This is a genomic window from Gemmatimonadaceae bacterium (genome assembly GCA_035606695.1).
Lineage (GTDB): Bacteria > Gemmatimonadota > Gemmatimonadetes > Gemmatimonadales > Gemmatimonadaceae > JAQBQB01.
On record DATNEW010000028.1, the window covers coordinates 121,882 to 148,582 of the forward strand.

General features: G+C 64.1%; 23 protein-coding genes. 12 read left to right on the forward strand and 11 right to left on the reverse strand.

Translation table 11 applies throughout. The features are described from left to right. The first annotated feature begins 271 nt into the window (after positions 1 to 271). From VN706_15120 to VN706_15145, 6 genes are read left to right on the forward strand one after another with little or no spacing between them, the layout of a single operon-like run. Entirely contained in the window at positions 272 to 1,468 is a 1,197-nt protein-coding gene (locus VN706_15120; GenBank protein ID HXT16970.1) for a GGDEF domain-containing protein, read from the forward strand. Then, a complete protein-coding gene (locus VN706_15125; GenBank protein HXT16971.1) occupies positions 1,465 to 2,430 on the forward strand; it encodes a threonine/serine dehydratase in 966 nt (321 codons plus the stop codon). Before VN706_15120 ends, VN706_15125 begins: the two co-directional genes overlap by 4 nt. After that, a complete protein-coding gene (locus VN706_15130) occupies positions 2,411 to 3,898 on the forward strand; it encodes a diguanylate cyclase (GenBank protein HXT16972.1) in 1,488 nt (495 codons plus the stop codon). Before VN706_15125 ends, VN706_15130 begins: the two co-directional genes overlap by 20 nt. Beyond that, positions 3,898 to 4,995, forward strand: coding sequence for a serine/threonine-protein kinase (locus VN706_15135; protein ID HXT16973.1), 1,098 nt, complete (start codon positions 3,898 to 3,900; stop codon positions 4,993 to 4,995). The genes VN706_15130 and VN706_15135 overlap by 1 nt, the downstream gene beginning before the upstream one ends. Further along, entirely contained in the window at positions 4,992 to 6,620 is a 1,629-nt protein-coding gene (locus VN706_15140; GenBank protein HXT16974.1) for a M1 family aminopeptidase, read from the forward strand. Before VN706_15135 ends, VN706_15140 begins: the two co-directional genes overlap by 4 nt. Then, positions 6,617 to 7,573 (forward strand): hypothetical protein, encoded by a 957-nt coding sequence (locus VN706_15145; protein HXT16975.1) that lies wholly within the window; start codon positions 6,617 to 6,619, stop codon positions 7,571 to 7,573. Before VN706_15140 ends, VN706_15145 begins: the two co-directional genes overlap by 4 nt. Positions 7,574 to 7,578: 5 nt before the next feature. On the opposite strand, the gene VN706_15150 is transcribed toward VN706_15145, so the two are convergent. Further along, positions 7,579 to 8,034 carry a CoA-binding protein gene (locus VN706_15150; protein ID HXT16976.1) on the reverse strand — a complete coding sequence of 152 codons (456 nt, stop codon included), beginning with the start codon at positions 8,032 to 8,034 and terminating at the stop codon, positions 7,579 to 7,581. A 113-nt stretch (positions 8,035 to 8,147) separates the two neighbouring features. Here VN706_15150 and VN706_15155 point away from each other — a divergent pair, with 113 nt between their 5' ends. Beyond that, positions 8,148 to 9,284: a saccharopine dehydrogenase C-terminal domain-containing protein gene (locus VN706_15155; GenBank protein HXT16977.1), complete on the forward strand. Its 1,137-nt coding sequence runs from the start codon at positions 8,148 to 8,150 to the stop codon at positions 9,282 to 9,284. Here VN706_15155 and dacB read toward each other — a convergent pair whose 3' ends face one another. The 9 genes from dacB to aspA form a co-directional block, all read right to left on the reverse strand. Next, on the reverse strand, positions 9,285 to 10,808 hold the full coding sequence (gene dacB, locus VN706_15160; GenBank protein HXT16978.1) for a D-alanyl-D-alanine carboxypeptidase/D-alanyl-D-alanine-endopeptidase: 1,524 nt from the start codon (positions 10,806 to 10,808) through the stop codon (positions 9,285 to 9,287). It abuts the gene before it with no gap. 88 nt (positions 10,809 to 10,896) lie between these two features. Then, positions 10,897 to 11,718, reverse strand: a complete 822-nt coding sequence (locus tag VN706_15165) for a cytochrome c oxidase assembly protein (GenBank protein HXT16979.1) — start codon at positions 11,716 to 11,718, stop codon at positions 10,897 to 10,899. Positions 11,719 to 11,731: 13 nt separating this feature from the next. Beyond that, entirely contained in the window at positions 11,732 to 12,085 is a 354-nt protein-coding gene (locus tag VN706_15170; GenBank protein ID HXT16980.1) for a cytochrome C oxidase subunit IV family protein, read from the reverse strand. A 5-nt stretch (positions 12,086 to 12,090) separates the two neighbouring features. Next, on the reverse strand, positions 12,091 to 12,744 hold the full coding sequence (locus VN706_15175) for a cytochrome c oxidase subunit 3 (protein HXT16981.1): 654 nt from the start codon (positions 12,742 to 12,744) through the stop codon (positions 12,091 to 12,093). Between the two features lie 36 nt (positions 12,745 to 12,780). Further along, positions 12,781 to 14,778 (reverse strand): cytochrome c oxidase subunit I, encoded by a 1,998-nt coding sequence (ctaD, locus tag VN706_15180; GenBank protein HXT16982.1) that lies wholly within the window; start codon positions 14,776 to 14,778, stop codon positions 12,781 to 12,783. A gap of 28 nt (positions 14,779 to 14,806) precedes the next feature. Further along, the gene (coxB, locus tag VN706_15185; GenBank protein ID HXT16983.1) at positions 14,807 to 16,237 is read right to left on the reverse strand and encodes a cytochrome c oxidase subunit II; all 1,431 of its coding nucleotides are present in this window, start codon (positions 16,235 to 16,237) and stop codon (positions 14,807 to 14,809) included. A gap of 162 nt (positions 16,238 to 16,399) precedes the next feature. Continuing rightward, positions 16,400 to 16,819, reverse strand: coding sequence for a hypothetical protein (locus tag VN706_15190; protein ID HXT16984.1), 420 nt, complete (start codon positions 16,817 to 16,819; stop codon positions 16,400 to 16,402). Position 16,820: 1 nt separating this feature from the next. Further along, entirely contained in the window at positions 16,821 to 17,882 is a 1,062-nt protein-coding gene (locus tag VN706_15195) for a hypothetical protein (GenBank protein HXT16985.1), read from the reverse strand. Between the two features lie 10 nt (positions 17,883 to 17,892). After that, a complete protein-coding gene (gene aspA, locus VN706_15200; GenBank protein ID HXT16986.1) occupies positions 17,893 to 19,749 on the reverse strand; it encodes an aspartate ammonia-lyase in 1,857 nt (618 codons plus the stop codon). A gap of 202 nt (positions 19,750 to 19,951) precedes the next feature. Here aspA and VN706_15205 point away from each other — a divergent pair, with 202 nt between their 5' ends. Together VN706_15205 and VN706_15210 are read left to right on the forward strand one after the other, a co-directional pair. Beyond that, complete coding sequence (locus VN706_15205; GenBank protein HXT16987.1) at positions 19,952 to 21,160, forward strand: N(4)-(beta-N-acetylglucosaminyl)-L-asparaginase; 1,209 nt, start codon at positions 19,952 to 19,954, stop codon at positions 21,158 to 21,160. Between the two features lie 234 nt (positions 21,161 to 21,394). After that, complete coding sequence (locus tag VN706_15210) at positions 21,395 to 21,649, forward strand: helix-turn-helix transcriptional regulator (protein HXT16988.1); 255 nt, start codon at positions 21,395 to 21,397, stop codon at positions 21,647 to 21,649. On the opposite strand, the gene VN706_15215 is transcribed toward VN706_15210, so the two are convergent. Next, positions 21,646 to 22,665: a hypothetical protein gene (locus VN706_15215; protein ID HXT16989.1), complete on the reverse strand. Its 1,020-nt coding sequence runs from the start codon at positions 22,663 to 22,665 to the stop codon at positions 21,646 to 21,648. The genes VN706_15210 and VN706_15215 overlap by 4 nt on opposite strands. 478 nt (positions 22,666 to 23,143) lie before the next feature. Between VN706_15215 and VN706_15220 the strand changes: the two genes are divergently transcribed. The 3 genes from VN706_15220 to VN706_15230 are packed head-to-tail and all read left to right on the forward strand — an operon-like array spanning position 23,144 to position 26,680. Next, a complete protein-coding gene (locus VN706_15220) occupies positions 23,144 to 23,995 on the forward strand; it encodes a hypothetical protein (GenBank protein ID HXT16990.1) in 852 nt (283 codons plus the stop codon). 12 nt (positions 23,996 to 24,007) lie between these two features. Beyond that, entirely contained in the window at positions 24,008 to 24,712 is a 705-nt protein-coding gene (locus VN706_15225; protein HXT16991.1) for an isoaspartyl peptidase/L-asparaginase, read from the forward strand. A 27-nt stretch (positions 24,713 to 24,739) separates the two neighbouring features. Next, positions 24,740 to 26,680, forward strand: a complete 1,941-nt coding sequence (locus tag VN706_15230; GenBank protein HXT16992.1) for a hypothetical protein — start codon at positions 24,740 to 24,742, stop codon at positions 26,678 to 26,680. Positions 26,681 to 26,701 lie beyond the last annotated feature (21 nt).

Sequence of the window (26,701 nt, forward strand, 5' to 3'; positions counted from 1 at the left end):
ACTGCCGTCAACTCTTTTCCGCTGTCTCCGGCCCGTCCGTGGCTGTCCGATGTTGTCCGTGGTAGAAGGCCCACGCGAGACACTCCGTCCCGCCAAACCGCCCCTCTGTAACACATCGTTCCCGATGTAAATCTTTCCGCCCCGCGCGTTCTCTTGTAGCTTAGGTCCCGTTTCGTAACTGCCGATGTCTTCCTCAGTCCGCGCCGAACGAGAAGTGTCGCCTACCGTGCCCCTCGCGCCGTCCACGATGAGGGTCACCCAGGAGCTCCCCATGGTGTCCGTGGAGCTCGGGGAGGCGCTGCTTGCCGAGCAAGCAAACCTCCGCTGCGAGGTGCTGCTCTGGCAACGCTGGGTGCGATATCTCGCACTCGGCGCCATGGTGCTGTTGTCGTTGGTGCTTGGCTCCAACGTACAGTCGGCGCTGTTGCCGCTCGCGCTGCTCTCGGCATCGTACGTCGGCGTCGTCATGTCGACGTCGTGGATTCTGCGCCACAAAGCGGGACGCATCGCACAGTCGTGGTTCCCGGCGCTGCTGCTTGGCACGGACGTCATCACGCTTGCCGGTCTGGTGTATCTCACCAGCCCGCCGGCGCAGTTCCATCGCATTTTGCTGTTCGGCTTCCTGTCGATGCAGCTCGGCGTGTTCTATTTCGGCCGTCGCCACGGGTTGCTCGCCGCCGGTCTCACGGGCGTCGCGTACCTGGTGTTCGCACTGCTGGTGCCGCCGTACGTGACCGGCCCGCATCCGACCGGCCTTGGCGTCGCGTTCAACTTCACGCTCTACGCGCTCATCAGCACGGTGCTCGTCTACACGTTCGGCAGCTTCCGCGAGCGAATGGATGCGCTGCGCATGTATTGCAAAGTCGTCGAACGTGGTGAAGCCGCGAGCTTGCCGCAACTCGCGGCGGAGAAGTGGCCCGACGAGCTCACGCTGCTGGCGCGCAGCTTCCAGTCGATGCACGCCCGACTCGCCGAACAAATCGGCAGCGATCCGCTCACCGGTTGCCTGAATCGGCGCGCGCTCGAGTCGCGGCTGCGTTCCGATCTGCGGCAGGCCCGGCGTCGCGGCTCGTCGGTCGCCGTCGCGGCGATCGATCTCGATCATTTCAAGGAGATCAACGACTCCAAGGGACATCCCGTTGGAGACGTCGTGTTGCAGCAGCTCGCCGGCATCATGAAGGCGACGGCGCGCGACACGGATTCCGTTGCCCGCTTCGGCGGCGATGAATTCGTCATCGTACTGCCCGACACCGGCTGGCAGGGCGCGCTGACCTTTGCGGAACGTCTGCGCCGGCGCGTGGACGATTACACCTTCGGCCCCGCCGGTGCGCCGATTGCACTCACGATCTCCATCGGCGTGGCGCTCGGCCGCGGCAGCGATCCGATCTCGTCGGAGATGCTGATCAAGGAAGCCGACAACGCCCTGTACAAGGCCAAGACCGCCGGACGAAACCGAGTATTCTCTTGATCGATACACAGCTGGTCACTCTGGGCGACCTCGAGGCCGCGGCGCGCGTGTTGGCGCCCGTCGCCGTGCGCACGCCCTTGCTTCCCGCCGATCCCATCAGCGACGTCGTTGGCGCTCCGGTATGGATCAAGCCCGAGATGCTGCAGCGTGGCGGCGCGTTCAAGTTCCGCGGCGCGTACAACTTTCTCTCGCGCATGGACGCCGAGGTGCGAAAGCGCGGCGTGATCGCGCCGTCGTCGGGCAATCACGCGCAGGCGGTCGCACTCGCCGCCAAGCTGTTCGGCGTTCCGGCGACGGTCGTGATGCCGACCACCGTCACGCCCGCCAAGCGCGGCGGCGCCGAACGGTTGGGCGCGCGGGTGGTGCTCGCGGGCACCACGACGTTCGATCGTCTGAGCAAGGCCGAAGAGTTGACGCGCGAAGAAGGTCTCACGCTCGTTCCGCCGTACGATCACCCGACGATCATCGCCGGCCAGGGCACGGTGGGTTTAGAGATTGCTGATGACCTGCCGCGCGTCGAGAACGTGCTGGTGCCGGTGGGCGGCGGTGGTTTCAGCGCCGGCGTCGCGTCGGCGATCAAGCTGCGTTTGCCGCGCGCGCGCGTGATCGGCGTCGAGCCGACGACCGCGCCGAAGCTCAGCCGCGCGCGCGCCGCCGGAAAGCCGGTGAAGATCGAACATTCAGGCGGCCTGGCCGACGGACTGCTCGCGGTCGAGATCGGAACCGTCACGTTCGCGCACCAACAGCAGTATCTCGACGACGTCGTGCTCGTCGACGACGATGCCCTCACGCGCGCCATGCGATTGCTGCTCGATCGCATGAAGCTCGTCGTGGAACCGAGCGGCGCGATCACGGTCGCGGCGTTGTTGGAGAAGAAGTTCGTCCCGAAGGGACCGACCGTCGCCGTGTTGAGTGGCGGTAACATCGAATGGGACGGACTTCGTGGCCTCCTCGGCGGGTGAAACCCCGGGGCGAGTGATTGTCGCCGAGGAAGATCCGTTCGTCAGCGGCGCTCTTTCGTGGCTGTTGCGCGAGCAGGGCTACGACGTCAGCCCAGTCTCCGGGCGCGATGAGTTGTTCGCCGCGCTCACGCGTGTCCCGCCGGACCTGATCCTGCTCGACGGCGACGTCGTGCAGCGCGACGGCGCCATTCTCGGACAACTGCGCAGCGACAACCGCTTTCACGACGTTCGCGTCATCGTTACGGCGCCGTGGGCGGCGATCGAAGACGGCGGCTCCGGCCTGCCGTGGGGCGTGGACGATTGCGTGAGCAAGCCCTATCGCGTGCCCGAGCTCCTGGGCCGTATTCGCACGCAGCTCCGCGCCAGCGGCCAACTGCGCGCGGCGCGCGCCGCGCTCAAGGACACCGCGGCCGAGCTGGAACGCGCGCGGGAGGATGCCATGAGCAACCGCCGGCTCGTGGACATTCTGCACGAGGTCACGGGCGAGCTGTCGGCCACCGAGATCTACCGCATTCTCGCGCGGCGCGTGGCGCGTGCGTTGGAGATCTCGCATTGCTCGGTCGTGCTCGCGCGGCCGGGGGATCTCGTCGGCACGGTCGCGGCAGCCCATGAGGATTCTTCAATTCACGACGTCGAGATCAGGCTGGATCAGTATCCGGAGATCACGGCGGCGCTCGAGTCGGAACGGCCCGTGCTGGTCGAGGATGCCCGGCTCCATCCGCTGTTCGCGGGCATGCGCGAACTGTGGGCGCAGGAAGGGAAATCGATCGACATTCGTTCCGTCGCGACGATTCCGTTCTCGATCGACCGCTGGCGCGCCGGGGCGCTGTTCCTGCGCACCGATCGCAGCGAGCGCAGTCTCACGACGGAAGACGTCGATTTCGCAGACGTCGTCATCCGCGCCGCCGTCGCCGCGATTCGCCGCGCGCAGGCGCTCGAGACGACGCGGGCCGACAATCGCCGCCTCGAGGCGCTGGCGACGACGGATCCGCTGACGCGGGTGCTCAACCGCCGAGCGCTGCTCGATCGGCTGACGGCCGAGGTCGATCGGGCGCGGCGGTTCGAGTCGGCGCTCACGCTGCTGCTGCTCGACGTCGACCACTTCAAGCAGATCAACGATACCGCGGGCCATCTGGCCGGCGACAGCGTATTGCGGCAGCTGGGCGCCCTGCTCGAGGACGCGGTGCGCAAAGTCGACGTCGTCGCGCGGTATGGCGGCGAGGAATTCGTCGTCATCCTGCCCGAGACGTCGAACGACGGCGCCACGATCTTCGCCGAGCGGTTGCGGGAGCGCATTGAAGGGCAGGCGTTCGACGTCAGCGTCGATCGGCCGGTGCATTTGACCGTGAGCATCGGAATCGCCACCTTTCCTTCCCCTCGCATCACATCGACTGAGGACTTGTTCGCGCGCGCCGACGAAGCGTTGTATCGCGCGAAGTCCGGTGGACGCAACCAGGTGCGTGCCTGATGCCCCGTTGCCCGACCTGCGGCACGATCTATCCCGCTGACGCGCGCTTCTGTACGCGCGACGGCACCCGCCTGCTCGCGTCGGCCACGCCGGGGGCACCGGTCGCAACGGCGACCGACACGCCCCGCTCGACGTCGGCGTTGCAGCGTGGCGAAGGTTCCGCGCCCGCGGTGACGCACGCCAGTCTCGCGGGCAAGACGTTGCAGGGCCGGTATCTCGTCGAGCGGAAAATCGGCGAAGGCGGCATGTCGTTCGTGTATCTCGCCACCGATGTGTCGACTCGTGAGCGATACGCGATCAAGGTTCTTTCAGCCGCACTCTCGCAAGACGCGAATGCGATGGCGCGGCTTCGCCGTGAAGCGAGCCTCGGCATGCGGCTGGCGCATCCGAACGTCTGTCACATCATTCGCCTTGGCGAGACCGAGGACGGGCTCGTGTACGTCGTGATGCCGTTCGTCGATGGTGAGATCCTCGCCGATCGCACGAATCGCCTGGGGCAGATCTCACTGGCCGACGCAGTGCCGCTCGTGCGCGACATGGCGATCGGGCTGAACGTGGCGCACGAGCTCAAGATCGTGCATCGCGATCTCAAGCCCGAGAACATCATGGTCTGCCGGCGCGAGGGCCGCGACATCGCGGTCGTCATGGATTTTGGTCTCGCGAAGGAGCGCAAGGCGGGCGCGGAGCTGCAGAAGCTGACGGCGACGGGAATCATCCTGGGGACGCCGGAGTTCATGTCCCCTGAACAGTTGAGGGGAAAGCCACTCGATGCGCGCACGGACATCTACTCGCTCGCGCTCATGACGTACGAGATGCTAACGAGCAAGCTGCCGTTCCAGGGGCGGACGCAGCAGGAGTTGATGATCGCGCGCCTGCGCAGCGATCCGACGCCGCTCCGAAAAATGCGCCCCGATCTCGACTTTCCCGAGTCGGTGGAGCGCGTGCTGCTCAAGGCGATGGCGCGCAATCCCGACGAACGCTTTCAGAGCACCATCGAGTTCTCCGATGCGTTCGCGGCGGCGGCGAGCGAAGGGAAGGGCGGCTCCGGTGAATCGAACGGCGGCGACGGGCTGCTCGGGAAACTCTTCGGCCGGTGATCGCCGTCAGACATCTCGTCACCGCGGCGCTGTGTGCCGGCATCGCGGCGACCTCCGCGCTCCAGGCCCAGTCGCCGCGCCCCTATCGCCCCGACTTTGACGTCGCCGATTACGCGCTGACGCTCGATCTGCCGGATTCCGGCGCGACCATACACGGCAACGCGACGCTCACCGTCTCGCGCGCGGGCAAGGCCGACACGCTCGTTCTCGATCTGCTCGACCTCGGCGTGAACGCGGTGACGGTGGACGGTCACGCGGTGAAGTTCAATCGCACCGCTGAGACGATTCGCATTTCGGTGCCGAGCCGCCCGAAGACGATGCTCGTGTCGGTCGACTATTCGGGCGCCGTGAAGGACGGCTTGATCGTTCGGCGCGACTCGGCCGGGCGATGGACGTACTTCGGCGACAACTGGCCGAATCGTGCGCGGCACTGGATTCCGAGCATCGATCATCCGAGCGACAAGGCGACGGTGACGTGGCGCGTGCGCGCGCCTTCATCACGCACCGTCGTTGCCAACGGTCGCTTGATTTCCAGCAAGCCGCTCGGCGGCGATCGCACGGAAACGGTGTGGCGCGAGGCGAGGCCGATTCCGGTGTATCTCATGGTGATCGCCGCCGCGCCGCTCGTGATGTACGATCTCGGCGAGACGGCGTGTGGACTCGCCGAACGGCAGCGGTGCGTGCCGCAGATGGTGTACGTCGCGCCGGAGCAGCGCTCGTTTCTGCCAGGGCCGTTCGCGCGCGCCGGTGAGATCGTTGGTTTCTTCGCGTCGCTCGTCGGGCCGTTTCCGTACGAGAAGCTCGCGCACCTGCAATCGGCGACGCGCTTTGGCGGTATGGAGAACGCGAGCGAGATCTTCTACGCCGACGCCGGCTTTCGCCGCGGAACGATGACCGACGCGTTGATCGCGCACGAGACGGCGCATCAATGGTTTGGCGACGCGGTCACCGAGCGTGATTGGTCGCATCTGTGGCTGTCGGAAGGTTTCGCCACCTACTTCGCGGCGTTGTGGCGGCGCGCCGCATCAGGCGACAGCGCATTTCGCGCGAACATGGCGGCGATTCGCGCCACCGTGCTCGCCGACAGCACCGCGGTCACGCACCGTCCGGTGATCGACAGCACCGAGACGAACTATCTCGCGCTACTCAATCGCAACAGCTACGAAAAGGGCGGCTTCGTGCTGCACATGCTGCGCAAGCAAGTCGGCGAGCGGGCGTTTTACGAAGCCTTGCGCGGATACTATGTGCGTCACAAGGGCGCGACCGCGGTCACCGATGATCTGCAAGCCGAGATGGAGCGCGCGTCGAAGCAGCGGCTGCAATGGTTCTTCGATCAGTGGCTCCGGCGGCCGGGATATCCGACCGTCACCGCGACGTGGGCGTACGACGCTGCAACGCACGAAACCTCGATCACCGTGCGGCAGGACAGCCGGTTCGGCGCGTATCAGTTTCCTCTCACCATCGCGGTCGTCGATTCAACGGGAGCGTCGCACCGCGCGGTCGCGCAGCTGTCGGCTACGGCGGGCGCCGTGCAGGTCCGCGTTCCCCTTTCCACGGCGCCGTCGGCCGTGGTGCTCGATCCGGACGTCGAGCTGCTCGCCGCGCTGCACGTGAGTCCCCGATGAGTCGTTGGCTTCGTACAATCGTTGTGTCGTGCATCTCGAGTGCAGCGACCGCAGCGAGCGCGGCGGTCGCAGGCGCTCAGTCGCTGCGCCTCGCTGACTCGCTGATCCAGCGCGGCGCGATTCAGCAAGCCGAGTCGCTGTACTATGCCGCGGCGCGCGCACATCCGCATGACCCGCAGGCGCGACTCGCACTGGGCCGCTATCTCGAGTCGCGCGGCGCGACGCGCATTGCCGTGACGCTCGTCGAGGAAGCGGTTCAGTTTGGCTTGGCACCGTCGGCCGCGGGGCCGATCCTCGCACCGATGTATGACGAGCTCGAGCAGTATCCACAGTTGCTGTCGTTGCCCGCGGGGACCTTGTCGCCGGCCGAGCGTGATCGTGCGCGGTGGCTCGCCGCGCATCCGTCACGAACGCTCGCGAGCGATTCGAGTGTGCTCATGTCCTACGCACCGCGATCGTCGTCGCCGCTCGGCAGCGTCACGCTTCGTGTGAACGGCCGGCCGGTTGTGCTGGCGATTCGTTCGAGTGGAAATGGAATCAGTGTATCGGAGGCTGTCTCGACGTCGGTGAAGCTGCGACGGTTTCCTGCGAGCGCCGCGCGGTCGGCGGTTGCGGCCGCAGATTCCATCGGCCTGAGCCGTGTCACCCTGACGAACTTTCCGGTGACGGTCGAGTCGCCACCCGCGGGCGTCGACGGAAGCGTGAGTCTCGAGTTTCTCGCGCGATTCACGCCGACGTTCGATCCGGCGGCGGATCGCATGTTGCTGCGCATCGGCGCGACGTCGCTTCGCTCGACGAATGGGACGCGGCTCGCCATCATGAAATCCGCCGGCGAGCTCGAGATGGCGCGAGCTGGCGGCTGGGTGCCGCTGCGGCTGCCGCAGGTGTCATCCATGCTGAAAGAGCGTCGGTGGACGCTCGATCTGCGGCACGGACAGATCGTCGTCGAGTAGCGGGGCTATTTTCCGCGCCGTCTCATCTCGACCATGAGACACCTGTCCTGCACGACGTCGATTCCGGCGCGCGCGAGCCGCTCGGCCGCCTCATCGTTGCGAATGCCGAGCTGGAGCCAGACCGACTTGGGATGCTTGGCGATGATGTCGTCGACGTGCGGAGGCACGTCGCGCGAGCGGCGGAACACGTTCACCATGTCGACGTCGCCGGGAACGTCGGCGACTTTGCGATAGACCTTCTCGCCGAGAATCTCGGTGACGTCGGGGAAATACACGGGAACGGGCACGATCTCGTGTCCCGTTTGTTGCGCGTATTCCGGGACGTAGTGCGCGGGCTGATCGGGATCGACCTTGATGCCCAGCACCGCGATGCGCTTGGTGCCGCCGAGCACGCGGGCGATTCCCTCATTGTCGTCGATCAGGTGGCGCCGCCAATCGGAGTCGTGGTCGTTCGTCGTCATGGAGTCGAGGCAGTGCGAGGATCGTGCACGGGCGGCAGGTGACGGGTCGGATGGGTACCTGATAGCTTTTTGTTCAACCCACTCACCACTCGCTGTTCTGGAGAAGCGCGTTCATGCGGATGCTCGTTCTTGGCGCGGGATTGCAGGGTTCGGCGTGCGCGTACGACCTGCTGCAAGATAAAGAAGTGACGGAAGTACGATTGGCCGACGTGCACATTGGCCAGCTGCCGGAGTTTCTCGCGCCGTACTCGGGACCGCGGCTGCTGCCCACCACGCTCGACGTGCGCGACGAGAGTGCCGTGCTTGGTGCCATGCGCCAGTGCGACGCGGTGATGAGCGCCATTCCGTACTACTTCAATTACGACCTGGCCCGTCTCGCGGTGCAGGCCGGCGTCCACTTCTGCGATCTTGGCGGCAACACCGAGATCGTGTTCAAGCAGAAGGAGCTCGACGCCGAGGCAAAGCGAAAGAACATCACGGTGGTGCCGGACTGCGGGCTGGCGCCAGGCATGGTGAACATTCTCTCGGAGTACGGCATTCGGCAGCTCGACTCCGTGGAGTCGGTGAAGATCTTCGTTGGTGGGTTGCCGCAGCATCCGGAGCCGCCGCTCAACTACATGCTCGTCTATTCGCTCGAGGGCGCGCTCGACTACTACACGACGCTGTCGTGGGTATTACGGAACTCGAAACGCACGCAGGTGAAGGCGCTCTCCGAGATCGAGCCGGTGACGTTCGATTTCGCCGAGCTCGAGGCGTTCCATACGGCGGGCGGCCTGTCGACGATGGCGTTTCGGTACGAGGGCAAGATTCCGACGATGGAGTACAAGACGCTGCGCTATCCGGGGCACGCGTACTTGATGGCCGCGGTGCGCGAGATGGGCTTGCTCGACAATAGTCCGATCGACGTGAAAGGCACGAAGGTCGTGCCCCGCGACTTGTTCATCGCCTCGGTGCAGCCGAAGCTGCGGAAGCCGAAGGGCCACGATCTCGTGGCGCTGCGCGTCATCGTGCGCGGGACGAAGGATGGCAAGCCCGCGACGAAGGAGTTCGATCTCGTCGACCGCTACGACGAGAAGCGCGAGATCAGCGCCATGATGCGCACGACCGGCTACTCGCTGTCGATCACGGGCTTGATGCAGGTGCGCCGCCAGATTCAGCCGCCCGGGGTCCATACGCCGGACGAGTGCGTGCCGCCGGAGCTCTACGTCGCCGAGCTGCGGAAGCGCGGCATCGACATTAAAGAATCGTAATTAGTCTCTTACAAACTCCGCCATGGTCGCGCCGATCTGATCCATCGCGGCCTTGGCGTTCCAGCGGTCCGCGCCGTTGTAGATCAGCGAGAACGCGAGCACTTCGCCGTTCTTCGCCGTGACGTACCCGCCGAGCGCCGCGACTGTATTCGTCGTACCAGTCTTGGCATGCAGGTTTCCACGCGACGGCGCGCCCTTGCCGTGCCGCTTGAGCGTGCCGGACTCGCCTTCCACCGGCAGCGCCGCATGGAACACCGGTCCCCACGGCGCATTGTGCACGTATCCGAGCAGGCGGACCATCGAGCGCGCGGTGACCGAATCGTTGAGCGAAAGGCCGCTGCCGTCGGACACGTCCACGACACTTCCCGGCATGCCGACTTTCTTGGAGAGAAACTCGCGCAGGTTGGCGAGACCGGTCTCCGCCGAGCCTTGCTGCCTGAGCGCATCGTGCGCCGTGGCGCGGAACAACAACTCGGCGACGATGTTGATGCTCTCGCGATCCATCTCGCCGATGATCTGCGCGAGCGGCGGCGACGAGATCGCCGCGACCTGGGTCGCGTTCGCGGGCGTGGCGGCAAGGCGCGTCTGGCCGTCGATCGTCACGCCGGCCTTCTGCAACGCGGCGCGCAGCGCGCCGGTGGTGAACAGCGCCGGATTGTCGACGACGAGCGAATACTTGAGCGGGCCCGAGCTCGCTCCGATCGATCCACGAACTTTGATGGAACCGTCGGGTTGGCGCGCCGCGCTGATGCGGCCGCCAGAGCCGCCGCCGGTGGTCACCGAGCTTTCGAGCGGAATGGTCGTCGACGCCGGATCGAGCGTCACCGACGCTTTGCGCCCGTCCGGCTGTACCACCACCCACACGAGATTCTCATTGAGCGAGAGGGCCGACACGCGCGCCGCGTACGCGGCGCCGAGGTAGCTGGTCTTCCAACCGTCGGGAATGAGCTTGTCGTCGAATGCCGTCGCGTCGCCGACCAGATCGCCCGTGACGTGCTTGATGCCCGCCGCCACGACCTCCTTCGCGAGCGCGTCCATCGGCGATTCGTCGTGCCAGAACCGCGAGCTCATCGACGGATCGCCGACGCCCTTGAGATACAGATTGCCGTTGAGCGTGCCGTCCGCGCTCACGGCGCCATCGCGTAACACCGGCGTGCGGAACGTATAGTCGGGACCGAAGTGATCGAGCGTCACGGCCGACGTGTACATCTTCATGGTCGACGCGGGTTGCATCATCGCATCGGCATTCTCGGCGAACAGCGTGTCGCCGCGCGTCAGCGACACGATGATCGCGCCCCACTCGCCGCCGCGCGTGTGTCCGGCGAGCGCCCCGCCAACCGCGCTCGCGAGCGCCGATGCACCGCTGGGCGTCGACCACGCCGGCTGTGCGGGCCGCGTGTCTTTCGCCGCCGCTCGGCGAACCGGAGTGGACTTTTTCTTGGGGGCGCGTTGCGCGCCGGAAACCGAAGACGCAGAGGCGACCGCCAGCAGCCCCAGCGCTGCCAGCCGGGCCATGTATTTCATATTTCGCACGTTACGCTCGTTCCACACGTTATCGCAGGGTTTACACGGTACAGCCTGCACAGGTGCAAGAAGCGGGCGGGAACCCAGCCTACCGCGCCGCCCAGCCTACCTGTGCCGCCTCGCGGGAATCTTCCGCGCCGGCCATCTGCCACCGGTAGAAGACGATCGAGATGATCGTGTAGAAATACAGCCCGCCGGGAATCCACATGAGCAGGCCGCCATACAGCTGATCGTTCATCGGCGTGATGCCCCACACCCGCGGGGCACTGGCGTACATCGGATACAGCACGGTGTCCGCGTAGGTGATGTATACCGCGACGATCGCCATGGGGATGGTCAACAGGAACAGATAGAGCATCTGCCCCGGATAACTCAGGCGCGGCAGCTCGGGCAGGGGACTCAGCACGGGCCACCACATGATCACCGACGCGGCCAGAAACATCAGGTGCTGCACGATGTGAATATCGTGATGCGCCAGCGCGTAGTTGTACATCGGGGGCAGGTGCCACGCCGAGACGACGACGGTGAAGATCGCGAACGCATGTGTGGGGCGAGTCAGCCACTCCGCCGCGATGCGCACCGCGCGCACACGCAGCGTCGGACGCAGCATGTCGCCGGACACACCCATGATCATCAGCGGCGCGATCGCGAACGCCAGCAGGAGGTGCTGCAGCATGTGCGCGCTGAAGAGATACGAATCGCTCAGGTCGTGCAGCGGGCCGTTGAGCGAGAAGAACATCAGCGCCAGCGACAAATAGAACGGGAAACGGGAACCGGTTCCCGTTTCCCGTTTCGCGTATTCGTACACGCCGGCCAGTCCCGCGATTCCGACAACCGTGCTGGGATGGACCGAAAACGCCGTCCAGCCTACCTGCGCGCCCGCGTGCAGCAGCGCGAGGGACATCACCATCGAAGCACCTCGCTCACCCGTGTCCGAACTTCGAGAAGAGGAAGAGCAGGGCGACGAGCGTCGACATCGCGATGATCAGCGGGCCGGTGAACAGCGCCTTGAAGAGCTTGTGGTCGTACTTGAGGTGCATGTAGAACAACACGACGATCGCGAACTTCACCGCCGACATGATGAGCAGCAGCGGCACGAAGACCGGCGAATTCTGAAGCGGCGTGTAGTAGACCCACACCTCGCCGACGGTGATGACGGTGAGGATGAGCGCGACCCACTTGTATTCCCGCCACGTGGGGTGCTCGTGCACCTCGCCCATCGCGTGGACGTCGATGTCGGCGTTGGTGTGGGTGAACGTATCGTGATGATCTGCCATTTTTTTTACTTGATGAGATAGACGAGCGTGAAGATCGCGATCCACACCACGTCGACGAAGTGCCAGTACAACGCCGAGATGTCGACGAGCAGCGCATCCTTGGGCTCGAGACCGCGCTTGATGTCGATCGCGAGGAGCGTCAACAGCCAGAGCACACCCGCCGTCACGTGCGCGCCGTGAAAACCGGTGAGCGTGAAGAACGACGAGCCGAAGAGGTTCGTGCGAATGGTCAGCCCTTCGTGCACGAACGACGTGAACTCGAACGCCTGAAAGCCGAGAAAGGTCGTGCCGAGCAGCGCGGTCACGGCGAGCCACAGCTTCGAGTTGCCGAGGACGCCTTCGTAGCCCGGCTTCCCGCGGTTCTCCACGGCGGCGAGCGCGAGCACCATCGCCAACGACGACATCAGCAGCACGAACGTCGACATCGACGTGACGGGAATGTTCAGGATTGCGTTGAGGTGCGTGGCGCACACCGGCGGATCGCATGCCTCGTGGGGAAACGGTCCGACAACGCTTTTTCCCTTGTAGATCAGATACGTCGAGATGAGTGACGCGAAGAGCATGCACTCCGACCCGATGAAGGCCCAGATCGCGATCTTGCGATGATCCAGGCCCGTGCTGGTCGGGGGATGTGCGTGTGAAGCGACTGCGGTTGCCATATCGATGAGAAGAGAAGTGTGTTGGTCGCGTATGGATTAGTGGAGATGCGGCTCGAGCGGCGACGTCAGCCAGCCGTACAACGTGAACGTCATGGCCGCGCCGAACGAGATCACGAGCGCGACCGCGACGTGCAGCTGATCCTTGTGGATCAGCAGAAGGCTGCCGAACATCAGCGTCATGAACAGCGCGGCGAAGAGCGGCTTGATCGTCGGATACGGCATCGGAATTCCGAGCTCTTCGGCCGTCTTGATCGAGACCTTCGTCGACGCCTGCTTGGCGTTCGGGTTGATACCGCCTTCCGGCGTGCCGGCGCTCATGTGATCGTGGAACGCGCCGACGTGCTTGCCGCCAACGGAAATATCGTTGCGCTCGTCGCCATGCTTGCTGTGCGGCACCTCGGCCGTCAGCTCCGGCGACTTCACGTCCCACAGCGGATAGCGCGACGTCACGGTCGGAATCACCGCGAAGTTGTACTCGGGCGGCGGCGAGGGAATGGACCACTCGAGCGACGGTGCGCCCCACGGATCGTTGCCCGCGATCTCACCGCTCTTCCGGCTGCGGAAGATGTTGTACGCGAAGATGATTCCGGCCAACGCCTGGATGTAGGCGCCGATGGAGCTCATCAGGTTGTACGTGTCCCAACCCTGCCCATGATCGTACTGGTAAATGCGGCGCGGCATGCCGTAGAGACCCGACCAGTGCATCGGCATGAACGTGAGGTTGACGCCGATGAACGTGATCCAGAAGTGCCAGTTGCCGATCTTCTCGCTCAGCAGCCGGCCCGTGATCTTCGGGAAGTAGTAGTAGATGCCGCCCCACAGGCCCATGAGCGAGCCCGCGACGAGCACGTAGTGGAAGTGCGCCACGATGAAGTACGTGTCCGTCTGCTGCAAGTCGGCCGGCGGCGAGGCGTGCATCACGCCGGAGATGCCGCCGATCGTGAACAGCGCCACGAGCGTGATCGCGAACTTCATCGCCGTCGTGAAGCGCAGGTTGCCGCCCCACATCGTGAAGATCCAGTTGAAGATCTTCACGCCCGTCGGAATGGCGATGAGCATCGTCGTCACCGAGAACACCGAGTCGGCGATCGGCCCCATGCCGACCGCGAACATGTGGTGCGCCCACACGCCGAAGCCCAGGAACGCGATGAGAATTCCTGAATACACCATCACGGGATAGCCGAAGATCGGCTTCCGCGAGAAGGTCGGCAGGATCTCCGACACCAGACCAAACGCCGGCAGAATCAGGATGTAGACCTCCGGGTGACCGAAGATCCAGAACAAGTGCTGCCAGAGGAGCGGGTCCGCGCCCGCGGTCATGGTGTAGAAGTTCGTGCCGAAGAAGCGGTCGAACTGCAGGAACACGAGCGCGATCGTGATGACCGGAAACGCCAGCACGAGCAGGAACTGCACGACGAACGCCATCCACGTGAACATCGGCATGCGCATCAGGTTCATTCCTGGCGCGCGCATGTTGATGATCGTCGTGATGAAGTTGAACGCCGCGGCGAGCGAGGAGACACCCAGGATCTGCAGGCCGAGCATCCAGAAGTCGATGTTGAGCCCCGGCGACGACGGCAGCGTGGTGAGCGGCACGTAGCCGAACCATCCGCCGTTCGGCGCGGAGCCGATCAGCCACGACGAGTTCATGAACAACGAGCCGAACAGATACACCCAGTAGCTGAACGCGTTGAGTCGCGGGAACGCGACGTCGCGCGCGCCGATCTGCAGCGGAATGAGGAAATTGAAAAACGCCGCGGAGAGCGGCATCACGACGAGGAAGATCATCGTCGTCCCGTGCATCGTGAACAGCTGATTGAACACCTCGGCCGAAACCACCCGGCCGTTGGGGCCCTGCAGCTGCGCGCGCATGATCACGGCTTCGAGTCCGCCGACCAGGAACCACGTCAGCGAAGTGTAGAGGTACAGTGCGCCGATCCGCTTATGGTCGACGGTCGTGAGCCAGCTCCAGATCCCGCTCTTCGACGATTCGCCGGTGTGAGCGTAGGCCGGGCTGACGGCGGCGGTTGCCATTCGTCTATATCTCCAATTCAGCGGTTCGTTATTTCAGCGACTGCAAATACGCGACGATGTCGGCGACCTGGGCGTCGGTGAATCCAATCTTCACCGGTCCCTTGAGCGTCACCGGATCGTACTCGCCGATGCCGAGCGCCGGCATGATGACACCCGGCTTCATGGCGGGTGCGTCCTTGACCCAGCGGGCCAGATGCTGCGCGTCGTTCGGATACAACCCCGCGGCGATCGTCGTGCGCGAGCCGACGTGCGTCAGGTTCGGTCCAACCGTCGCTGCCATCGTCGGAACGCCGCGAATGGTATGGCACGCCACGCACATCCCGGTCGACACGAGCTTCGCGCCATTCGCGGCGTTGCCTGCCGCGAGCAGGTTGTCGTCGTACGTGAGGCCCGCCGGCAGCGGAGTTCCCGGAACGGCGTAGGCCGGAATCTTTTCGCGAGGATACGACACGAACCCGGCTTGCACGACGTTCGCATTGACTGCGCCTGGGGCATTCGGCACGCCCACACCAGTCGGTCCGGAACCCGGCGTCGTCGGGCTGGCCTGACGCGCGCCGGCCGGCGAGTTCAACGTGCCGCTTGCATTGACGTTCGGATTGACCTGGCTGCCCATTGGCGCCGTGGGCTGCTGCAACACCGGAGTCGCACCCGCGGGCGCCGTTGCGACCTGCGCGCCAACGCCGGCGAGCTTCTGGTTCGCCATCCAGCTATCGAAATCCGCCTGCGACACCGTGAACACCTTGAAGCGCATGTTCGCGTGGCTCGTTCCGCAATACTCCGCGCACGCGCCGTTGAACACGTCCATCGTCGTCGAATCAGGCGTGTACCACAAGTAGTTCGTGCGGTTCGTGACCACGTCGCGCTTGCCCGCCAGACCGGGCGCCCAGAACGAATGGATCACGTCGCGCGACTTGAGCGTGAAGTTCACCGTCTTGCCGATCGGCAGATACAGCTCGTTCGCCGTGACGACGGTATCCGTGCGGCCGTTGTTGGCGACGGTGTACTGCGGATAACGGAATTCCCACCACCACTGGTGTCCGATCACCTCGACCTGCAACGCATCGTCACGCGCCTTCGCTTCGGTCTTGAAGATGGTCTTGACCGTGGGAATCGCGATGAGGATCAGGATGACCAGCGGAATGACCGTCCACGCGATCTCGAGCGTCGTGTTCCCATGCACGTGCTCAGGCGCGGCCTGCCCCGGACGCGAGCGATACTTGATCAACGTGAGGATGAGAATTCCCTCGACGAAGATGAAGACCGCCGTTCCGATGTAGATGATCAGCTTGAAAAGAAAATCGACTTCCCGATTGAAGTCCGTTCGTTGATGAAAAATCGAATCGGGATGGTTCTGCCCACACGCGGTCAGTGAAAGACTGAGCACCGCAAGGGCGACCGTCAGCGCGGCCGCACCCGCATTGCGGGTACCCAGCCGGCGCAGGCGGGTGAGAAAAGGCATGATGAATCCTTTTACCGGCGTTCTGAGCGCGCCCACGGACTGTCATCCATAGCATTGCGCTCGGTGCGAATTGTGACTGGAATAGCAAGCGGAACCTATCGGAGCCGTCGGATTGAATCAAGCGAACACTGGCTCAGCCGTAGGCGGTTCCCCGACAGCAGGTTACGCGCCGTCTGCGCGCTTCGGCGGCGCATGCGGGCCGCCTTGTGCGCCGCCATGCGCGTCATCGACGACCTTGTGCTTGTCCTTCGTCTGCGTGATGGCGATTTCCAGCGCCTGCTTCACCTGCGCCACACCCTCACGCAACCCGCGCAGCCGCACCTGCTCGCTCGCGCCGCGGCTCGCCGACAGGTTGACCGCGACCACCTGGTCCGAGATCATCCCGAACTGATTCTTGAGATTCGCCGCGAGCGTCGGCAGCTGTCGCCGAATGTTCATCACGAATGCGCTCGTCGCCTGATTGTTCTTGAGCGCGATCGCGTACTGCTCGACCAGCCCATGAATGCGCTGCAGGTGAAGTAACGCTTCGTCGAGCGTTTTCAGCTTGATCTGGCCGGTCGAGTCGAGTCTGATCCCGGCCATGTTATTTGACCCTTTCCAGGCGTGGATTTTCCCGCGAGCGCCGCCCGGCCTTCGACTCGGCCTTTCCATTCACCTGAACGATGTCCGCCGTGAAATCCCACCGGCCGTCGAACAGCGCCGCGCCGACGCCGTACGCGTCCACCGGCACACCCTCTTCCTCGAACGCCGCGATCTTCGCCACGTCGAAGCCGCCCGACACGATGATCTTCACGTCACCGAACCCCTCGGCGTCGAGCGCATTGCGCACGCTCCAGACGAGATTCGCATTCACACCCGTGGGCTTGAACCCGCCCATCTGCGACACCACCGACTTATCCACCATGTACTCGGCGGTATCGAGTCGAACGCCCCACAAACGATCCTCGAGCGCGCGCGCGACGTCGAGACTCGTTTTCACCGAATCGTTGTCGTAGTCGACGAGCGCGATGACGTCCACGCCCTCGATGACCTCGCAGAAGCGCTTCGTCGCCTTCACGGTGTCGCCGGCGAACGCCGCGATGAGCGCGTGCGGAATCGTACCGACGGCCTTTCCGCCGAACAGCGAGCCCTGCGCCTCGGTCGACACGAGCTTCACGCCGCCGACCATCGCGCTGTAGCCGTCGCCCGGCTGCGTCCATAGCACGTCGTCGCGCGCGCCGAAGAACATCACCGGCTTGGACGGCGCCGCGCCGCAGATGACTCGCGCGTTGGTGCAGATGCGCGTCCGCCGGCCGAGTGCGCCGAGGCACAGCGTCTCGAGATGCGCGAACTGATCGTACGGCCCTTCGATCGTGAGCACGGTATCCCAGCTCTCGAATCGATCGCCTTCGTAGAGCGCGTGCACGGTCAGCGTAGTCCAGTCGTCGACCGCGAGCTTGAGCATCGCGATCGACTCGTCGATGCCGCCGAGCCATCCCTCGGTCTTGCCGGTGAACTGCATCACCACCGTCGGCGGCTTCTTCTCCGCGCGCACGATCTCTCGCGCACGGACGAAGTAGGCGTCGGTGTAGAAGCCCTGCCTGATCTGCTCGACCGGAAGATTGAAGGCGCTCGGATCGAGTCGTTTGCGTCGGCGTGGGGGCATGACCGGCTCTTCAGCTCCCGATCATCGACTCGGGATCCAGCACCCGATCGAGCTGCTCGCGCGTCAGCAGGCCGCGCTCCATCACGATGTCGTACACGCCGCGGCCGGTGTCGAGCGCCTGCTTCGCGACCGACGTCGCGTGCTCGTACCCGATCGCCGGCACGAGCGCGGTGACGATTCCGATCGAGTGCTCGACGAAGTAGCGCATGCGGTCCGGATTCGCCGTGATGCCCTCCACACAGCGCTCACGCAGCACGCGACACCCATTCGTCAGCGTCTGAATGCCGTGCAGCAGCCTGAACGCGATCACGGGCTCGAACACGTTCAGCTGCAGCTGCCCCGCCTCGGCGGCGAGCGTCACCGTCACGTCGCCGCCGATCACGTCGAAGCAGACCTGATTTACCACTTCCGGAATGACGGGATTCACCTTCCCCGGCATGATCGAAGACCCGGGCTGCATTGGCGGCAGATTGATCTCGCCCAAGCCCGCCCGCGGGCCGGAAGACAATAGTCGCAAATCGTTACAAATTTTCGAAAGCTTCACCGCGCATCGCTTCAACACGCCCGACAGCTGCACGAACGCGCCCGTGTCCATCGTCGCCTCGACGAGATCGGGCGCCGTGATCATCGCCAGGCCGGTGATCCGCGACAGCTCGCGACAGATCGTTGCCGCGTAGCCTGTCGGCGTGTTGATGCCCGTGCCGATCGCGGTCGCGCCCATGTTCATCTCGCGAATCAACGCTTGCGCTTCACCCAACCGCTCGACGTCCTCGAGAATGGTGTGGCCGAACGCGCGGAATTCCTGGCCGAGCGTCATCGGCACCGCGTCCTGCAATTGCGTACGCCCCATCTTGATGAACGACGCGAACTCCTCGCCCTTGCCCAGAAACGCCGCGGCGAGCCTGCTCATCTCGCCGCGAAGCAGCTCGATGGCGCCGTGCAGCGCCAGCTTCACCGCCGTCGGATACACGTCGTTCGTGGACTGGCTGAGATTGACGTGATTGTTCGGGTGCACGACCGCGTAATCGCCGCGCTCCTTGCCGAGCAGCTCGAGCGCACGATTGGCGATGACTTCGTTCGCGTTCATGTTGGTCGACGTGCCGGCCCCGCCCTGAATCATGTCGACGACGAAATGCTCGTGATGCCGGCCGGCGCGAATTTCCTGCGCGGCGCGCACGATCACGTCCGCGATGCCGCGATCCAGCAGCCCCAACTCGGCGTTGGCCAGCGCGGCCGCTTCCTTCACGGCGGCGAGCGCCTCGACCAGCACCGGAAATTCGCGAAGGGCCGTACCGGTGATCGGAAAATTCTCGAGCGCGCGCAGAGTTTGAACGCCGTAGAGCGCGTCGTCGGGCACTTCGCGCTCGCCGAGCAGGTCGTGTTCTTTGCGTGTACGAGCGCCCGTGAAGCCAAGCGTGCGCCCGCGGCCGACGAGCGTCGCGTCGGTCGCGGCAAGACGCTGCGAGATCGACCGTGCCGCGCGTCCGACGAGCGCCGCGTACACCGCGGGCGATTCCTTGATCATCTCGCGCACTTTGTCCGCGGTGAGCACGTACGCTTCGGTTTTCTGGATGGCGCGCGCGCTGGTGCCGTGCGGCAGATCGTCGAGCAGCAGCCCTTCGCCGACGGCCTGGCCGGCGCCGAGGGTCACGAGGCGAACGGGGCGCCCGTTGCCACCTTTTTCGATGGCGACGGCGCCGCTGACGATGATCGCCATGGCCGAGCGCGGCGAGCCTTCCTCGAAGAGAACGTCGTCGCACTCGTAGGCGACGGGGCTGACCAGTTTGGCGAGACTGTGGATGGCGCTGTCGGTGACGCCGTCCAGGAAGTGGGCGGAGCGCAGCTTGTCGCGGATTTCGGCGGACATGGGGTGGAAGGTAGCTGTGCCCCGGTTCCCCTGTCATCCCGAGCGGAGGCGCGAAAGCGCCGCAGTCGAGGGACCCCCTTGGACCCCCGTGCTCAGGGGAGCGCTGCATATCGCTCCTCAGTCGCGACGGGGCCGTCTTCGCTCAGGATGACATTCGTCTTGGATTCGCGGTAACTTCACGCATCTCCGTCCGGAGCACTCCATGCCCGTCTCCCGCCGTGACTTCCTCGGGGCCGGTGCGGCCGCCGCCGCCGGTCTTGCCTTGCCGACGCTCGCCAACGCGATGCCTAGGGCCGCAAGCATTACCGTGCGCGACCGATCCGAGCTCGTACCCAACCTCGCCGCGGGGCGGCCCGTCATCATCTCCGCGGCCAACGGCTACAACCGCGATCCAAGCGGCAAGCGCGGAATCGAGGTCGCGTACCAGATGCTCTCGGGCGGCGCCGACCCGCTCGACGCGATCGTCTCCGGCGTGCAGATCGTCGAGCTCGATCCCACCGACAACAGCGTCGGACTGGGTGGGTTGCCGAACGAAGAGGGCGTGGTCCAGCTCGACGCGAGCTGCATGCACGGTCCGACGCGCCGCGCCGGCGCTGTTGGCGCGATCGAGGACATCGCGACGCCCGCCGCGGTGGCGCGCGCCGTCATGGACAATACCGATCACATCTTTCTCGTCGGCGCCGGCGCCAAGAAGTTCGCGCTCGAGATGGGTTTCAAGGAGCAGAATCTGCTCACGCCCGAAGCGCGGCAGATGTGGCTGCGTTGGAAGGCGAAGCTCAATCCAAATGACGCTTGGTTAGATGTCCCTGTATTACCTGCCGATTCCGCGCGACAGGACAAAAAACCGAAACCCCCCGCAAAGAACGACGAAAATCAGTATCACGTTTTTTACGACGCGCATGGCGTTCCATACACGTACGGCACGATCAACATGAATGCGGTCACGGCTAACGGTGATATTGCGTCGGTTACCACCACGAGCGGGTTGTCGTGGAAGATTCCCGGTCGTGTTGGCGACTCACCGATCATCGGCGCAGGGCAGTACTGCGATAATGAGATCGGAGCCGCGGGTTCAACGGGCCGCGGCGAGGCAAACATCAAGGTGTGTGGGGCATTTCTCGCCGTTGAGTACATGCGAAACGGCGACTCGCCAGAAGAAGCCTTGATGAAGGTCGTGAAGCGCGTGATCGCCATGACCGAATCCCGGCTCTTAGTAAATGGCAAACCGACCTTCCAGCTTCAGTACTACGCTGTGAACAAAAAGGGCGAGTATGCCGCTGCTTGTTGCTACGAAGGTTCGGATTTCGCGGTGTGTGATGCTAAAGGAGCGCGCGTCGAGAAATGCGCTTACCTCTACAAAGCATCAGAGCAACCGAAGGTCCCGCTTAGCGGAGTTCTCATCAAGCCGTAATTCGGCAGGCGGCGCCTCCTCCGTCGCGAAGCATCGCTCAGGTAGGTTGAGCTCCTCCAACGTCAAGCCTTGGAGGAGTCTCTTTAGGTGCGCACGCGCCACGTCCTCTGGAAACGGTTCAAGAGGACTGAGATGCCGCGGACAATACTCGCCTTCTTTTCCCGGAAAACGTCCCAGTCGAGCCATGAGTCTATTTTGGACTCAAAGCCCGCGCAGGGCAAGGTGCTCCCTGCTATGTCTACTCGCGAGCACGAATCATCACGAGCGCGTTGGCCGAAGCTCTATAACGAATTCCGCGTGTGCTTAGTCGAAGCCCGCGAGTTAGCAGGGATGACGCAGCGCGAGGCGGCTAAGGCGCTTGGTCGTTCTCAGAGCTTCATTGCGAAGTCGGAGTCCGGCGAACGGCGGGTCGACATAATCGAACTGGCGCAGTTCGCCGCGGTGTACGAAAGACCTCTCAGGTTCTTCCTCCCACAATCGCTACGCTAGATCCGGATCGGTATCCGGATTACCTCCGTCGATCGGCCAAACGTGTTCGACTCGCGAGGAGGTGTCTTGACTCTTCGTTTCTGTTGAACGCTGCGGCCCTCGTCACTGTCAGGCGCCAGCTCGTTCCATCTCCGAACGGTATAGGACCACAGTTCCGGTAGCTGCAGCCCGCTCGCCTCGGCCCAAGCAATCAGGTCTGGGCCGCTGGGGGGGTGCTCATGGAATCCGCTGTCGACTGCACGGTGAAGCGCGTCGAGCGCATTGGGATGTGGTGACGCTGGCCGAATATCCATGAACTGCCATAGTGCGTGCCCCTGCAACTCGATCGGTGTAATAAGGCGAGGGAGCCGAAATTCCCTGAGCAAGCTGCTCTCCGACAGGCTGAGCGCTGCGTCGGTAATGAGGTGATGGTATTGCAGCGTTTTTGCGCCGAGCTGCTTGCACAAGCTGAAGGCTGTCGTTGCTGCTTTGCGCGCAATGATGATTGGCTGAGCACGTTCACGTTCGGCAAACGAAAGAAACGCCCAGAATCGACAGTCTGTGGGGTCAATCCAGCGGATCTGGTGCGATAACCAGATGACCTGTGACCCGGCACTCCCTTCTGTCCGCATCACGCTTGGGTCATCCAGATCAGAGGGAAACGGGTTTGGCACCCTGCCGGCGTTCGCAACCGTCTCTGTGACTCGTCGGAGGATTTCGAGGCTGCTCCCGCAGGCATGCTCCAAGAGCGCGTTCACGTGCGGGAGTGCTTTCAGGCTGCGCTGCACGTCGTTTGGGGCAGCGTCCGAAAGGGCATACGCGCCATCGGCAACGCGCTCCAAAGCGGCGCTCTCGACAAGCCGTTGGATGCGATCGGCCAGAACTACCGGGTCGAAGCGACGAGGCCCGACTTCACAAAGCGCGTATTGGATGCCGCCCAAAGGCAGGACGGCGGAATCGCCGAATACCCGACGCACTCTTTGGGCGACGTAGTCAGGATTTGCCATGACGTGCCGCTTGCTGATTTGTGTCGTCATTAACGGGAGCCCTCACGCGGCCGTCGTACAGGGGCCGCAATAATATTATTGCGGCCCCTGTACGACGGCCGCAGGAACAATAATATTATTGTACCGTAGAAATCCATCTGGGGCGGACTGAAGTTCAAGATTTCGCGGACGAAACATCTAACGGCGCGCCTTTCGCTTTTTGATGTGGGTACTATTATGCGTGCAATCCGGGAGGCAAAGAATGTCGAAGCAAAAGACAGCTGCGAAGCAGACTAAGCGTCTAGAGCGCGAGTATCAGTTGCTCATGCAGCACGTGTTTCCCTCCTTGCCGGAACCGCCGCAACGGGAGACCTTCGAGCAACCGGATCCGTACCCGTATGTGCAAACCATGACCACGTACGGAGCTTACGAGCCCGTCCCCTGATCCCCAGCGCGCTTGCCTGACTGGAAAGAAGTCCTAATTGAGATTTCTACTAGAGGCGGTCAGGCGGCGGCTGAGGCGAGCAGCATGCCGGACCGTGTCCGGCGCGAGTACTTGGAGAAGCTCGCCAACTACACGAAGCGGAACGTCATCGCTTATTACTCCGGCTGGCTCTCCAAGCCTCCGACAGCCGGTCTCGACATTACGGACGAAGATAAAAACGGCTTTATGATGGCCGTTCATAATCTCGACCGGACAAAGGGGTTGGATCTCATCCTCCACACCCCCGGCGGCAACGTCGCCGCCACGCAGTCTCTCGTCGACTATCTGCACCAGATGTTCGGCAATGACATGCGTGCAATTGTTCCGCAGATCGCCATGTCTGCGGGCACCATGATGGCTTGCTCATGTTCCAGCATCATGATGGCAAAGCATTCAAACCTGGGACCGATCGACCCTCATCTTGCCGGTGTGCCTGCGTACGGCATCGTGGAGGAGTTCAAGCGCGCAGTCAAAGAGGTAAAGAAAGACCCGGCGAGCGCAGCAGTTTGGCACGCCATCATCGCCCAGTACCGTCCGGCGTTTTTGGGTCAGTGTCAACATGCAATTAAGTGGTCGAATGCCTTCGTCACCGAGCAGTTGAAAAACGTGATGTTCGATGGCGACCCGGACGCAGCTACGAAGGCGAAGGCAATCGTCAAGAAGCTGTCTGATTACTCGGGGAATCGTACGCACTCATTACACATCCACATGGATGCGTGTGAGAAAATGGGGCTGAAGATTGAGCGGCTTGAAAGCGATTCCGACCTACAAGATCTCGTGCTCACAGTTCACCACTGCTACATGCACGCGCTTGCGAATACCGCAGCGATCAAGATCATCGAGAACCATCTCGGCGCGGCGTTTGTTAAGCGAGCGGTTCCGAAACTAGAGGCTTGAAAAGGCGTGGCTATGCGGCGTCGGCGCTCAAGAAATATCGCCTTAAGGCGCGTCTGGCCATCTGTCCGAAAAGCGTCTTGTGGCAACCCGAGCGACAACTGGCTCGACCCGATCGATCCCGCGCATCCGTCATCGGCGGGCGCGGGCGGCCGCAAGCCGGACGACGAAGAACACTACTCGGGCTCGCACGTCTACTACGACGCGCGCGGCGTGGCGTACACGTACGGCACGATCAACATGAACGCGGTCACCGCGAAGGGCGACGTTGCGTCGGTGACGACGACCAGCGGTCTCTCGTGGAAGATTCCCGGCCGCGTCGGCGACTCGCCGATCATCGGCGCCGGCCAGTACTGCGACAACGAAGTCGGGGCCGCCGGATCGACCGGCCGCGGCGAAGCGAACATCAAGGTCTGCGGCGCGTTCCTCGCCGTGGAGTTCATGCGCAACGGCGACTCGCCGCAGGAAGCGCTGCTCAAGGTCATGAAGCGCGTGATCGCGATGACCGAAGACCGGCTGATGGTCAACGGCAAGCCGACGTTCCAGCTGCAGTACTACGCCGTGAACAAGAAGGGCGAGTACGCGGGCGCCTGCTGCTACGAGGGCTCCAAGTTCGCCGTGGCCGACGCGAACGGCGCGCGCGTCGAAGACTGTATCTACATGTACAAGAAGTCGGAGCAGCCGACGAACAATCTGAGCGGCACGATGATCAAACCGTGATCACGCGGTGACCTTCGCCGTCACGACGTGAATCGATCGATCCGCAAGGACATTCGTATCGGCGCATGGGTGCTCATCGTCGCCCTCGCCGCCTTTCAGACCTACGGCAATCGCTACGCGATCTCGCCGGACGGGATGTCCTACCTCGATCTCAGCGACGCCGTGGTCACGGGTCGCTGGGGCGATCTCGTCAATCTGTACTGGAGCCCGCTCTATCCCTTCCTGATCGGCGTCGCGCGCCGCATCGCGGACGCGGGCGCGGAGCACGAGGTGGCGATCGTCCACGCGGTGAACCTCGCGGCGTTCCTCGCGATGTTCGCCGGATTTGAGTATTTTATAGTTAAAGTATTATCAATAGCGGCCGGCGTCCGGCACGCCATGCTCCGCGGACCCTGGGGCGCCGTCGCCGCCTACGGCCTCTTCGGCGCGCTGTCGATGACGATGACGCCGCTCGAGCTGACGACCCCCGACTGGCTCTCCAACGCGGCCGTCTTCATCGCGATGGGCGCCATGCTCCGACTGCGCGACGAACCCGACGACCGCCGCACCGCACTCCTCCTCGGGGCCGCACTCGGCGTCGGCGCACTCGCCAAGTCGTTTCTCGTACCGTGGTCGATCGTGTGCTTCGTCGTGCTCGCGATCGCGCTTCATCGCGCTGCGTCACACCGCGCCGCCCGCCGCCCGCTGACACTCGCGATCCTCGCGTGGGCCGTGTTCGTCCTTCCGTGGACCGCCGTGCTCACACACCGCGCGGGCCGCGTCACCTTCGGCGATACCGGCCGGCTCACATGGGGCTGGTACGTCAACGGGCAGGATCCACCGTCGCTCGGCGTCGTTCCGCCCGACGCGCGGACGCGCGCGACCGAGGCGATTCTCCCGGGCACCGGCGTGACCGGCGATGCACCCGGCACCGACCCGATGTGGTACGACCCCGCGCGCTGGAACGCGTCGATGCATCCGAGGCTCTCGCTGCACGACGAGCTCGGGACGCTCGCCACCATGTCGGTGACGCTCATCGGCAGCCTGTCGATCCTCCTCTACCTGGGCCTCGCCATCGCCGTTGCGCCACGTGGCTCGCGGCGGGTGTATCTGGCGCGATCGTGGATCGTGCTGGTGCCGTGTCTGATCGGCATCCTCGGCTACGCGATGGTGATCATGACCGCGCGCTACATCATGGCCTTCGTCCTGTCGGGCGTGCTCGTCACGCTCGGCACGCTGCCGATCGCGCGCCGTCTTCGGCCGACGTGGCTCCTTCTCGGTCTCGTGATCTCGATCTCTCCCTTGGCGCCGTGGCAGATGATGTCGTACGCGTTTTCGTTCGCGACGGGCATCGCCGCGGCGATGCTCGTTGGTGCACTGATCCCGACGCGACGGGCCATTCTGTGGATGGTGCTCGTGCCGCTGGCGCTGCTGTTCTCGCTGCTTCTGTTCTCGCCGGCGACGCAGGCCGTCATGCGCCTTGGTTCGGCGGCCATCATCGTGCTCCTGTGGGCGGCGTCGCGCGCGGCGATTCGGCGTTGGCGCATGGAGCAATTCGCACGCGGCGCGTTGACCGGACTCGCGGTTGGCGCGGGACTCGTCCTGGCGGGACGCCTCGCGCTTCGCGCCAATCGCGATGCGATCAACATGTCGCACGCGTCGGCAGCCGTCAGTGCAAATCCACAGTGGCAGATCGCGCAGGAGCTCGCGGCGCACGGAATCGCGCCGGGTACGCGCATCGCGCTCATCGGCCCGCACGCCGAGTCGTACTGGGCGCGCACGGCACGCTTGAAGATCGTGGCCGACGTGCCGGGACCGATCGTGCCGGTGTGGTGGATGCTCACGCCGGCGTCGCGCGACGCACTGCTCGCGCAATTCGCCGCCGACGGCGCGACCGTGGCGATCGCGGTTCGTGCCCCCGACAATGTGCCGCCGGATTCGACCTGGACGCCGCTCAAGTACGGCGGCTGGATGCGCCGGCTGAAGTAGCGCTTTTAGAGTATTTAGAGT